The organism is Maricurvus nonylphenolicus, assembly GCF_042854845.1.
GTDB classification, from domain to species: domain Bacteria; phylum Pseudomonadota; class Gammaproteobacteria; order Pseudomonadales; family Cellvibrionaceae; genus Maricurvus; species Maricurvus nonylphenolicus.
This window is the reverse complement of sequence record NZ_AP031498.1, coordinates 3,088,733-3,100,932: the sequence shown is the minus strand read 5'-3', so window position 1 is coordinate 3,100,932 and position 12,200 is coordinate 3,088,733. Positions and strand designations below refer to the sequence as shown.

Here is a 12,200-nt window from a genome sequence, read left to right as displayed (position 1 = left end):
CTATTTCTACTCAAAACAGGGAGTGTTGTTATGAAATCTTTTTATCGTTTATTAGTTGCTGCTGTTACTGTTGTGGTGCTGTCTTTTTCTGGTCTGGTTGTCGCTGCAGAAGGGCAGGGGGTTGATGCTTCCCCTCAGGTGATGACCGTTAATATCAACAGTGCTGATGCAGAAGTTATTGCAGAAATCCTTAAGGGTATTGGCTTGAAGAAGGCTCAGGCCATTGTTGCCTGGCGTGAAAAACATGGAAAGTTTACGTCGTTAGAGCAGTTGACAGAAATTAAAGGTATTGGTGAGGCGACGCTTGCCAAAAATGATGGTCGTATTTCGCTGAAATAGCACCTTGTAATTAGCGAGTCCCTGCTCTGGCAGGGGCCCGGCTTTCGTTCCATTCTTTCTCTTCATCATCTAGCCTAGCTAGCTCCTCAACCCCTCTACAGGTACAATAGCGTTCATTATAGCGGCCCTGATTGGCTGTTTATTGTTCATGTTGTTAGTAGATGGTTGCACCTATGCCTGATTCTCCACGTATTGTGGTTGCCCTGGATTTTGATAATGCCAACGATTGCCTGGCTTTGGCTGATCGCCTGGATCCATCTCTGTGTCGTTTAAAGGTAGGAAAAGAGCTCTTTACCTCCTGTGGACCAGAGGTTGTAAAGGCTTTACAGGCCAAAGGCTTTGATATTTTCCTGGATCTGAAATTTCACGATATCCCGAATACGGTGGCGAAAGCGGTAAAAGCGGCTGCCGATCTGGGTGTATGGATGGTGAATGTTCATGCCAGTGGTGGCGAGCGCATGATGATTGCAGCTCGTGAGGCGTTGGAGCAGGTAGAAGGGCGCAAACCCTTACTGATTGCTGTAACGGTTTTAACCAGTATGGAGTCTGAAGATTTACAGGGTATTGGCCTGAATCGTGAGCCGCGTGAGCAGGTCTTGGCGTTGGCCAAGCTGACGCAAAAGGCAGGCTTGGATGGTGTTGTTTGTTCTGCTCAAGAGGCTGAGATGCTGAATGCGGAGTTGGGCGGTGATTTTTGTCTGGTCACCCCAGGTATTCGCCCAGTCGATGCTGAAGCCGATGATCAGCGTCGTATTGTTACACCCAAAGATGCTATCGAATTGGGTAGTCATTACCTTGTGATAGGGCGGCCGATTACCAAGGCTGATGATCCTATTGCTGCATGCAAGGCTATTGCAGCATCGATTGCATAAGAGAAATGACTTTTTCTGCTCAATAATAATTATATTAAGACGTTGGACGCTGAATGATCCCCGTAATCACCATTGATGGACCATCCGGTGCCGGTAAGGGCACCATCTGCCAATTGTTGGCTAAAAAGCTGGGTTATAGTTTGTTGGATAGTGGGGCTCTATACCGCTTAACCGCATTGGCGGGTCAGCTGAAAGGAGCTGATTTGGCTGACCCAGACGTTATGGGGAAAATTGCTGAAAATCTGGCGGTAGAGTTTAATGTGACCGATACAGGTGTTGCCATCTTGCTGGAAGGTAAAGATGTCAGTCAGGCTATTCGTCAGGAGCAAGTGGGTATGGATGCCTCTCAGGTGGCGGCCTATCCGCAGGTTCGATCGGGGTTGTTGGCTTGCCAGCGTCAGTTTGCCAAATTGCCGGGATTAGTCGCTGATGGCCGGGATATGGGGACTACCGTATTTCCTGATGCGCCCGTAAAAATCTTCCTTACCGCTAGCGCAGAAGAGCGAGCAAAGCGTCGAGTTTTGCAACTGGAAGAAAAGGGTGAAACTGCTGATATGGCAACGATTTTGGCTGATATCGAGTTGCGTGATAAGCGGGATCGAGAACGAAAGGAGTCTCCATTGGTGCCTGCGGCGGATGCTTTAGAGTTGGACAGTACAAGTCTTTCTATCGAAGGTGTGCTTGAAGAAGTGCTAAATGTTGTTCAGCAAAAACTCGCCTTAACCTGAAGGTGGGTTTCTATAATCGTGCTAAACAAAGGTGGCCAAGGGAATAAAGTATGATTGTGTGGCTTAAGCGAGTGTTCTGGGTAGTGTTGATCTTAGCCACTATGGCTGTAGGCTATTGGTTTAACACAGAAAACACCCAAGATGTAAATCTGACACTGTTTGGTTTTGTATTGCCTGCTTCATCGTTAGGTGTAATCGTCTGTTTGACGTTGCTGTTAGGTGGTGTTTTGGGGTTTTTCGCCAGTCTTACCCCTATACTGCGATTAACGAATGAGAACCTGTCGTTAAAGCGCAAGCTCAAACGCCGCGATGCAGAATTAACCAAACTAAGAACGGCTGCTTTAAAGGATTAAAATGCTCAATACGGGATGGGATGTCGGTATGCTGGTAGTCATTTTTATGGCTATTGCGATCGGCTATTGGTTGGGGCGCCGAGCCTCCCGTAAACTTGATATTGAAGAGCCTTCTCATCTCGAGCCTCACTATATAAAAGGCCTGAATTACCTCCTTAATGAACAGCCAGATGCTGCCATTGATACTTTTATTGATGCCTTGGAGGTTAATTCTGAAACGCTGGAAACTCATCTTGCTTTAGGTAATCTCCTGCGCAAGCGTGGTGAGGTCGGCCGCGCCATCAAAATTCACCAAAACCTCCTGGCCCGGCCTGGGCTACCTGATTACCACGCCCAGCAGGTCCAGCTTGAATTGGCCCGTGACTATATTAAGTCCGGCTTGCTGGATCGCGCTGAAACATTGCTGCAGGAGATGGTGCCTGTTGCCGCTGCCGATATCCGTACAGCTTGCTTGCGTCATCTAATTGAAATCTACCGTGATGAAAAAGAGTGGCTACGAGCCATTGAAGCGGTCAATCAGTTAGCTGGGCGTCGGTTTGGCCGCTTGCCTGAGGAGTGGCGTGTGGCTCAGGGGCATTTTTATTGTGAAGTGGCTGAGCAGGCCGTTCAGCGTGGGGATTATTTGGCGGCCCGCCGTCATCTTAAAGCGGCTTTAAATGTCGATAGGGGAGCTATACGTGCGAACTTACTGTTAGGTGAGTTAGAGTTACAGCAGGGGAGTGTTCGGGACGCGATTCGGGCGCTCAAGCAGGTGCCTCAGCAAAATCCGGATTATATTCCTCAAGCTTTACCTCTATTGGTGCAGGCCTATACCCAGCAGGGGCGTCAGGATTCATTGAAGCGTTATCTGCTTGAGTTGCAGCAGGGCTACCAGGGGACATCAGTTGCTTTGGCGTTATCTGACCTGCTGGCAGTGGAAGAAGGCGGGGAGTCTGCCACCGGCTATATGGCTCAACGTTTAAATAGTCGGCCATCATTGCCAGGCCTCGGGCACCTGCTTAAATATAAAGCTCAGCAGGAGTCGGGTACGGCTTCCGAAAGTCTGCAGTTGACGCTATCGCTCATAAATAAGCTCAATGAAGCCAAGCCTGGCTACCGGTGTACAAAGTGCGGCTTTTCTGGTCATCAGCTCCACTGGTTATGCCCAAGCTGCAAAAGCTGGGGCACCGTCAAGACGATTAAGGGGGTAGAAGGGGAGTAGTTTAGTGTGCTTGAGAGATGCCTAAGTCCACTGGTAATTCATTTCAGCAGATCGCTGTTTATTAAGTAGTTTTAAAGGAATGTATTTATGATCGTCCCTGTTGTAATGGCTGGAGGCTCTGGAACTCGTCTATGGCCAATGTCAAGGTCGCTTTATCCAAAGCAATTTCTTCCGTTGGTGAACCAGACGACAATGCTTCAGGATACTTGTTTGCGACTAGAAGGTCTGGAAACCTCGGCTCCAATTGTTGTCTGTGGAGAGGATCACAGGTTTACAGTTGCAGAACAATTAAAAGCGGTCGGGATGGGTGAAGATGCGTCTATTTTGCTAGAGCCCTGTGGAAGGAATACTGCTCCAGCAGTTGCTCTGGCTGCATTATTAGCTGCAAAAGCAGGTGAAGACCCCATTTTGTTGGTGTTGGCTGCAGATCATGTGATACGTGATACGGAGTCCTTTCATTCTGCTGTAAAGAATGCATCAGATATGGCTGAGCAAGGAGGGCTTGTCAGTTTTGGTGTTGTGCCTACATCACCTGAGACTGGCTACGGGTATATCAAACGAGGTGAGTTGGTTGGTGAAGGTTATAGGGTTGATGCTTTTATTGAAAAGCCTAATCTTGATCTGGCGAAAGAGTATCTCGAAGAGGGTTATCTGTGGAATAGTGGAATGTTTGTATTTAAGGCAAGCGTTTTTCTTCGAGAGCTTGGCAAATATAGATCCGATATTCTGGAGGTTTGCGATAAGGCTATGGGAGCGGTGTTTGAGGACATTGATTTTATTAGACCTTGTAAAGAGGCGTTTCAAGAATGTTCAAGCGAATCTATAGATTATGCAGTCATGGAGAAGACCGGGGATGCAATGGTTGTACCCGTAAGCTGTGGTTGGAGTGACGTAGGCTCTTGGAATGCATTATGGGATGTTTCTGAAAAGGATAGTCAAAATAACGTAATATGTGGCGATGTTCTGACACACGATGTAAGTGGCTGTTATGTGAGAAATGAAGATAAGCTCATAGCATTGGTAGGTGTAAGGGACTTGGTAGTTGTTGAGAGTGATGATGCAATCATGGTTGCTCATAAAGATAGGGCTCAAGATGTAAAGTCTATTGTCAGCTGCCTGAAGGCTTCTGAGAGGGAGGAGGCTGATCTTCATCGTAAGGTATTCAGACCTTGGGGCTATTATGATTCAATTGATTTTGGAGAGCGTTTCCAGGTTAAGAGGATTGTTGTCAATCCAGGGGAAAAATTAAGTTTGCAAATGCATCACCATAGGGCGGAGCACTGGATTGTGGTTAGTGGAACAGCCAAGGTGACTAAGAGCGAAGAGGTTTTTCTGGTTTCTGAGAATGAGTCCACTTATATTCCTATAGGTGTGAAGCACCGCCTTGAAAACCCTGGGGCAATACCTCTTGAAATGATTGAGGTTCAATCTGGCTCCTATCTAGGCGAGGATGACATTTTGAGGTTTGAAGACTCGTACGGCAGGTAGCTTCTTGCCATTAGAAGGCTGGTCTGCTAGGATTCGCGCGCCGAATTCATGTTTCAGCTATCCTTATATGGGAGCTTAAAGTGCTCGGCGGGCTCAATTAGCGTGTTTCAGCCAGATTTGGCGCTATTTCAGCTCAATTTTAATAGGCCCATGCCTCTGGCGGTATGGTAGGCAAATTAGTCAGCCCTTTATGTCCTAATCTGGATGATGCGGCTAATTTGTGCTGTTTTTGATAGGTAATATCATGAGCGAATCTTTCGCGGAACTCTTTGAAGAAAGTTTGAAAACCGTTGATATGGTGCCTGGCTCCATTGTCACCGGTGTTGTTTTGGACGTTGATCGTGACTGGGTAACCGTTCACGCTGGTCTGAAATCTGAAGGCGTAATCCCTGCTTCCCAATTCCTGGACGAGAACGGTGAGTTGTCTCTGGAAATCGGTGACGAAGTTCAGGTGGCCCTGGAAACCGTAGAAGACGGTTTCGGTGAGACTCGTCTGTCTCGCGAAAAAGCCAAACGCGCTGAAGCTTGGAAAGTACTGGAAGCTGCACACAGCGCTGAAGAAGTTGTTAAGGGTGTTATTAACGGTAAGGTTAAAGGTGGTTTCACTGTTGACCTGTCCAGCATCCGTGCCTTCCTGCCAGGTTCTCTGGTTGACGTACGTCCAGTACGTGAAACTGCTCACCTGGAAGGCAAAGAATTAGAATTTAAAGTGATCAAGCTGGATCAGAAGCGCAACAACGTTGTTGTTTCTCGTCGTGCTGTTCTGGAGCAAGCTAACTCTGCCGAGCGTGAAGAGCTACTGGCTAGCCTGCAAGAAGGTATGTCTGTTAAGGGTATTGTTAAGAACCTGACCGACTACGGTGCTTTCGTAGATCTGGGCGGTGTTGACGGCCTGCTGCACATCACTGATATGGCTTGGAAGCGTATCAAGCACCCAAGCGAAATCGTTGCCGTTGGTGACGAGATCGACGTTAAGGTTCTGAAGTTCGACCGTGAGCGTAACCGCGTATCTCTGGGTCTGAAGCAACTGGGTGAAGATCCATGGATCGAAATCACCAACCGTTACCCAGAAGGTGCTCGCACCAAGGCTAAGGTTACTAACCTGACTGACTACGGTTGTTTCGCTGAGATCGAAGAAGGCGTTGAAGGTCTGGTTCACGTATCCGAAATGGATTGGACCAACAAGAACATCCACCCGTCCAAAGTTGTTAATGTTGGCGACGAAGTAGAAGTGATGGTTCTGGATATCGACGAAGAGCGTCGTCGTATTTCTCTGGGTATCAAGCAGTGTCAAGAAAACCCATGGGATGCCTTCGGAAAGCAGTTCGCTAAAGGCGACAAGATCTCCGGTAAGATCAAGTCTATCACTGACTTCGGTATCTTCATTGGTCTGGACGGCGGCATCGACGGTCTGGTTCACCTGTCTGACATCTCTTGGCAGGAAGCAGGCGAAGAAGCTGTTCGCGGCTACAAGAAAGGTGACGAGCTGGAAACCGTTATCCTGGCCATCGACCCAGAGCGTGAGCGTATCTCCCTGGGTATCAAGCAGCTGGATAGCGATCCGTTCTCTGACTACGTAGCGACCAACGATAAAGGTTCTATCGTTAACGGTACCGTTAAAGAAGTGGACGCGAAAGCAGCTGTTATCACCCTGTCTGACGACGTTGAAGGTACTCTGAAAGCGTCTGAAATCAGCCGTGATAAAGTTGAAGATGCTCGCATCGCCCTGAAAGAAGGTGATGAGGTTGAAGTGGTTGTACTGAACGTAGACCGCAAAAACCGCTCCATCAACCTGTCTATCAAGGCTAAAGATGCAGCGGAAGAGAAAGCGGCTATCAAAGAGCACTCTGCTAAGTCTGCCGAACAGGTTCAGCCAGCTACTATTGGTGACCTGATTAAGGCGCAAATGAAGAGCCAAGATGGTCAGTAATTGCTACTGAGATCTTAATCTTCGAAAAAGGCCCGCATTTGCGGGCCTTTTTTGTGCCCGCCATTCCCGCGTAGGCGGGAATCTATGGCTACGAAGGCCTTGTGGAGGTTGAGATGAGGGGAGGGTAAGGTAAGGAAAAACCTTACTGTGTGCGAGATTTCCTACAAGCCTTTCCGCTATTACCCACTATCTACATATAACCAAATAACAGATCATATCCATGCACACGGAAGTTCACAGGGATGTAAAGTCGGCCATGTAAGGTCAAAGGAAGCGCCATATCAAGCGTAGGCAGGAAGCCTGGCAGTCGCTGATTGGTGTTTTTAACACCAATGTGCAAGGAGCAGCGGGTCAACCTTTTCGGGGGTTGGCCCGTTTTTCTGTGTGATAAGAATCTATATGTTAATTCGCTATATAGAACGATTCGTTATAGTTGGGGAATACTGGGAAATATCCCTTGTTTGAGGGTGGGATCACGAATATACTGCTTAAAAAACAATAGGTTAGCTTTGTTTTACGTTTTTGTGGTGCTCTCATTTAGTGCTCAAAATAGAAGTAAAGCAGTATTGGGGTGAGGCACAACAAGGATACCTTGAAGCGGTCGACTATAAAGTCACTGCTTTGCAGCCGAACTAGGGAATATAACAATGACAAAGTCTGAATTGATTGAACGCATTGCCGAGCAACAAGATCAATTGTCGCTCAAAGATGTCGAGCTGGCCGTTAAGCTTATGCTCGATCATATGTCCCAAGTCCTCGCGACTGGCGAGCGAATCGAAATTCGTGGTTTTGGTAGTTTCTCTCTTCATTATCGTGCGCCGCGTGTTGGGCGTAACCCTAAGACAGGTGACTCGGTAGAGTTGGCTGGTAAGTATGTCCCCCATTTTAAGCCTGGGAAGGAGATGCGGGATCGGGTGAATGAAAGTATCTCGTTAAATTAGATTAGCTTCTATCCGAATTTCTTCTTTGGGGCGGAGCCGTCTTTTGCTATTTGTGTATTTATAGCTAGTGATTAATTATTGGGAATAATAGGTAAGTGACATTTAGTATAAATGAAGTAAAGATTGGTGTTGTTGGGTTGGGGTATGTGGGGCTACCTCTGGCTGTTGAATTTGCAAAGGTCTTTGATGTAGTTGGATTTGATATCAATGAGTCACGGGTAAATGCACTTCGTCAGGATAATGATGAAACCCTCGAGGTATCTCCTGAAGATTTGGCATCTTCGTCTAGATTGAGTTTTACGGCAAATGAAAAGGAGTTAACTGGGTGTAATGTCTATATTGTCACTGTACCAACACCAATAGATGAATTTAAAACACCGGATTTGACTCCACTTATTAAAGCTAGTGAACTGCTTGGGTCGGTTTTAGCTAGGGATGATATTGTTATTTATGAATCAACAGTTTATCCCGGGGCAACAGAAGAAGAGTGTGTTCCAGTTTTGGAACAAATTTCAGGTCTCGTTTTTAATAAAGACTTTTATGTCGGCTATAGTCCTGAAAGAATTAATCCTGGGGATAAGGAGCACCGTGTAGCTACAATCAAAAAAGTCACTTCAGGTTCTACTCCGGAAACTGCCGATATTGTCGATGTTATATATAACGAGATAATTACTGCAGGCACGTATCGAGCCGATAGCATCAAAATGGCTGAGGCTGCTAAGGTTATCGAAAATACGCAGCGCGACGTTAATATCGCTCTTATTAATGAGCTTGCAATGATCTTTAATAAGATGGGGATTGATACAGAGGGAGTATTGAATGCTGCAGGAACCAAGTGGAACTTTCTACCTTTTCGCCCCGGCTTGGTTGGCGGCCATTGTATCGGAGTAGACCCTTATTATTTAACTCATAAAGCTGAAGCAATAGGTTATCACCCGGAAATGATTTTAGCTGGACGCCGGATTAATGATGGGATGGGTGGATATGTGGCGGGGCAGCTGGTTAAGGCTTTAATTAAAAAGCAAATTCAGGTTGAAAGTGCCAAAGTCTTAATTATGGGGTTAACTTTTAAAGAGGATTGCCCGGATCTTCGTAACACAAAAGTGATTGATATTATCGATGAGTTAAGGGATTACAATATCAGGGTTGATGTCTATGATCCGTGGGTTTGTTGCGAAGAAGCTGAGCGTGAGTACGGCATTAGCATTGTCGGTGAGCCTCAGCGAGCGAGTTATGATGCGCTGGTGTTGGCAGTTGGGCATACGAACTTTAAGAAAATGAGTGCTGAAGATATCCGTGCGTTAGGTAAGTCTGAGCATATTTTGTATGACCTGAAGTACGTGTTAGATGTGTCAGAATCTGATATCCGCTTATGAAAAACCTATTAATCTCGGTGTCGAGCGAAAACTATGAATCGTTATAAAGAAGCAAGAACATCTATATCTAGGGATTCTAAAACGTGGTTGATTACTGGGGTTGCTGGATTTATAGGTTCAAACTTGCTTGAGGAGCTTTTAAAGTTAGACCAGCAAGTTGTAGGGCTGGATAATTTTTCTACGGGCTATAAGGAAAATCTTGATGAAGTTCGTTTATCTGTTAGTGATGAACAATGGGCTAGGTTTTCGTTTAAGGTAGGTGATATTCGCAATTTGGATGACTGTATTTCTGTATGTAAGTCAGTTGATTATGTTTTGCATCAAGCAGCGCTTGGATCCGTTCCTAGGTCTATTTCTGATCCGATTTTGTCAAATAATGTGAATATAGACGGCTTTGTAAATATGCTTGTTGCAGCACGAGATGCCGGAGTAAAGAATTTTGTCTACGCTGCCTCCAGCTCTACTTATGGTGATCACTCAGGGCTTCCAAAGGTTGAAGGCAAGATTGGTCAACCACTGTCGCCTTACGCAGTAACAAAACTTGTAAATGAACTGTATGCTGACGTTTTCAAGCGTGCTTATAACTTTAGCACCTCTGGCTTGCGCTATTTTAATGTTTTTGGAAAGAGGCAGGATCCAAATGGAGCTTATGCTGCAGTGATTCCCAAGTGGATTGCAGCCATGATTCAAGGTGAAGATGTATTTATTAATGGTGATGGGGAGACTAGCCGGGATTTTTGTTACATTGAAAATGTTATTCAGGCGAATATTTTAGCTGCGGTTAAAGAGGGTAATAGGGCTGAAGTATTTAATGTCGCTGTGGGCGAGCGGACGACGTTGAATGATCTATTTTGTATTATTCAAGAGTCGTTGCTGGATAATGGTGTGATTTACGAAAGGCCTGCTGTTTATCATGATTTTAGGGCTGGAGATGTTCGTCATTCTCAGGCTTCCATTGAAAAAGCCCAGAAGATATTGGGGTACCAACCCCAATACTCGATCGGCGATGGCCTCGCAGAAGTAATGCCCTGGTATGTCGAATCTGTAAGTCGATAATATCTGTTATTAACAATATGTGAGCGTATTAAAGAATTAACTTTCTCGCTGTAGGTTTATTATGCTGCTTGGCAATATTGATCATTGCTAGTGGCGCTCAATATATGGACGCTTTACTAGATGTGCGGTTTTGTACTTTCATTTTCTTATAATGGTAATTTTACTGAAGGCGAGCTGGATGAGGCTAGATTGGCATGCGACTCTATGTATAGCCGAGGCCCGGATAGTAGTGGAGAGCTGTTCCTGAAAGAACAAAAAGTATTTATGGGGCATAGGCGGTTGGCAATTATTGATACTGGAAATAGTGGGCGCCAACCCATGAGTGATAGTAGTGGTCGCCTTCATCTTGTGTTCAATGGAGAGATTTATAACTATAAACATCTTAGAAGAGATCTTGAAAAAGATGGATATATCTTTCGTACGTCTAGTGATACAGAAGTTATTTTAAATTTATATCTGCAGAAAGGCGAGGATATGGTGCGCTATCTGCGTGGTATGTTCTCTTTTGCATTGTGGGATAATGATAAAGGGGGGGTCTTATTGGTTCGGGACCCTATGGGAATTAAACCACTCTATTATTCTGATGATGGCTGTACGCTTAGGGTTGCATCGCAAGTTAAGGCCTTGCTTAAATTTAAAAGAATTAATGCTCGTGAAGAACCGGCGGGATATGTTGGTTTTTGTTTGTGGGGATATGTCCCTGAACCATACACACTGTATAAAGGTATTCGGTCCTTGTCATCAGGTTCAGTTATGTGGCTCGACTCGAGAGGGATAAAAAGAGAAAAGAAATACTTCTCGATTGTCAACGAATTTAGTGATGAAAATATAAGTGCAACACAAGAAGAGATTCTTAATTGTAAAGATGTACTACGTTCAGCATTGAGTGAATCAGTAAAATACCATCTGGTATCTGATGTGCCTGTAGGGGTATTTTTGTCATCAGGATTAGATTCTGCAACGATACTTGCATTGGCTAGTGAGACATCAGCGGATTTGCAAAGTGTTACTCTTGGGTTTGATGAATATCGTAAAACTGAAAATGATGAAGTACCTCTCGCTTCTAAAATTTCTGCAGCCTATAGCGTTCCGCATAATGCGGTGAGAGTTAAAGGTGAAGAATTTGGTGAAGACTTTGAGCTATTTTTGGGTAGTATGGATCAACCAACTATTGATGGTATTAATACTTATTTTGTTAGCAAGGCCGCTGCATCGTTAGATTTGAAAGTCGCACTTTCAGGTGTTGGTGGAGACGAATTGTTTGCGGGGTATCCTAGTTTTACTCAAATACCGAGCTTGGTTAATGGTTTGGGCTGGGCTGAAAGTGTTCCTGATTTGGGGAGAGGATTTCGCTGGGTTTCTAGTAAATTACTGAAGTACTTTACGTCGCCGAAATATGCGAGTTTATTAGAGTATGGTGGCAGTTATGGCGGAGCATATATGCTGAGAAGAGGAATGTTTATGCCCTGGGAACTGCCAGATATTTTGGGCTCAGATGTGGTGAAAGATGGGTGGGGGGATCTGCAAACCCTCTCTTGTTTGGATGAGTCAATTAAAGGTATCAATTCTTCAAGACTAAAGGTTTCATCCTTGGAGTTGAATTGGTATATGAAGTGTCAATTATTGAGGGACGCTGATTGGGCTGGTATGGCCCATTCTGTAGAAATTCGAACGCCTCTTGTTGACGCTTGGCTTGTAAGAAAATTAATTCCTTTGCTTGCCAGCCAGAATCCTCCAACAAAGAAAGATATGGCGTTGACACCATTAAAGGCGCTGCCGCCTGAAGTTCTGAATAGGAAGAAAACAGGCTTCACTGTGCCGGTTAGAGATTGGCTTATGGGTGATAAACAATATGTTAAAGCTCGAGGGCTAAGAGGCTGGGCTTTACAGTTGTTAAATCAAAATAATTAATTCTA

At 45.3% G+C, this 12,200-nt stretch carries 11 protein-coding genes; all 11 read left to right on the top strand.

Annotated elements, in window-relative coordinates; genetic code table 11:
* Positions 1–30 precede the first annotated feature (30 nt).
* The 11 genes from ACGHZ6_RS13595 to asnB all read left to right on the top strand — a co-directional run bounded on the left by ACGHZ6_RS13595 (position 31) and on the right by asnB (position 12,195).
* The gene (locus ACGHZ6_RS13595) at positions 31–339 is read left to right on the top strand and encodes a ComEA family DNA-binding protein (protein WP_390614504.1); all 309 of its coding nucleotides are present in this window, start codon (positions 31–33) and stop codon (positions 337–339) included.
* A 173-nt stretch (positions 340–512) separates the two neighbouring features.
* The gene (pyrF, locus tag ACGHZ6_RS13590) at positions 513–1,211 is read left to right on the top strand and encodes an orotidine-5'-phosphate decarboxylase (protein WP_390614503.1); all 699 of its coding nucleotides are present in this window, start codon (positions 513–515) and stop codon (positions 1,209–1,211) included.
* A gap of 53 nt (positions 1,212–1,264) precedes the next feature.
* Positions 1,265–1,939 carry a (d)CMP kinase gene (gene cmk, locus ACGHZ6_RS13585; RefSeq protein ID WP_390614501.1) on the top strand — a complete coding sequence of 225 codons (675 nt, stop codon included), beginning with the start codon at positions 1,265–1,267 and terminating at the stop codon, positions 1,937–1,939.
* A 50-nt stretch (positions 1,940–1,989) separates the two neighbouring features.
* On the top strand, positions 1,990–2,292 hold the full coding sequence (locus ACGHZ6_RS13580) for a lipopolysaccharide assembly protein LapA domain-containing protein (RefSeq protein WP_390614500.1): 303 nt from the start codon (positions 1,990–1,992) through the stop codon (positions 2,290–2,292).
* Position 2,293: 1 nt separating this feature from the next.
* On the top strand, positions 2,294–3,493 hold the full coding sequence (gene lapB, locus ACGHZ6_RS13575) for a lipopolysaccharide assembly protein LapB (RefSeq protein ID WP_390614499.1): 1,200 nt from the start codon (positions 2,294–2,296) through the stop codon (positions 3,491–3,493).
* 87 nt (positions 3,494–3,580) lie between these two features.
* The gene (locus tag ACGHZ6_RS13570; RefSeq protein ID WP_390614498.1) at positions 3,581–4,981 is read left to right on the top strand and encodes a mannose-1-phosphate guanylyltransferase/mannose-6-phosphate isomerase; all 1,401 of its coding nucleotides are present in this window, start codon (positions 3,581–3,583) and stop codon (positions 4,979–4,981) included.
* A gap of 244 nt (positions 4,982–5,225) precedes the next feature.
* Positions 5,226–6,911: a 30S ribosomal protein S1 gene (gene rpsA, locus ACGHZ6_RS13565; RefSeq protein WP_390614497.1), complete on the top strand. Its 1,686-nt coding sequence runs from the start codon at positions 5,226–5,228 to the stop codon at positions 6,909–6,911.
* 647 nt (positions 6,912–7,558) lie between these two features.
* Entirely contained in the window at positions 7,559–7,852 is a 294-nt protein-coding gene (gene ihfB / locus ACGHZ6_RS13560) for an integration host factor subunit beta (protein WP_390614496.1), read from the top strand.
* Between the two features lie 95 nt (positions 7,853–7,947).
* Positions 7,948–9,228: a Vi polysaccharide biosynthesis UDP-N-acetylglucosamine C-6 dehydrogenase TviB gene (tviB, locus tag ACGHZ6_RS13555; RefSeq protein ID WP_390614495.1), complete on the top strand. Its 1,281-nt coding sequence runs from the start codon at positions 7,948–7,950 to the stop codon at positions 9,226–9,228.
* 33 nt (positions 9,229–9,261) lie between these two features.
* Positions 9,262–10,284 carry an NAD-dependent epimerase/dehydratase family protein gene (locus ACGHZ6_RS13550; RefSeq protein WP_390614494.1) on the top strand — a complete coding sequence of 341 codons (1,023 nt, stop codon included), beginning with the start codon at positions 9,262–9,264 and terminating at the stop codon, positions 10,282–10,284.
* A gap of 120 nt (positions 10,285–10,404) precedes the next feature.
* Positions 10,405–12,195 carry an asparagine synthase (glutamine-hydrolyzing) gene (asnB, locus tag ACGHZ6_RS13545; RefSeq protein ID WP_390614493.1) on the top strand — a complete coding sequence of 597 codons (1,791 nt, stop codon included), beginning with the start codon at positions 10,405–10,407 and terminating at the stop codon, positions 12,193–12,195.
* Positions 12,196–12,200 lie beyond the last annotated feature (5 nt).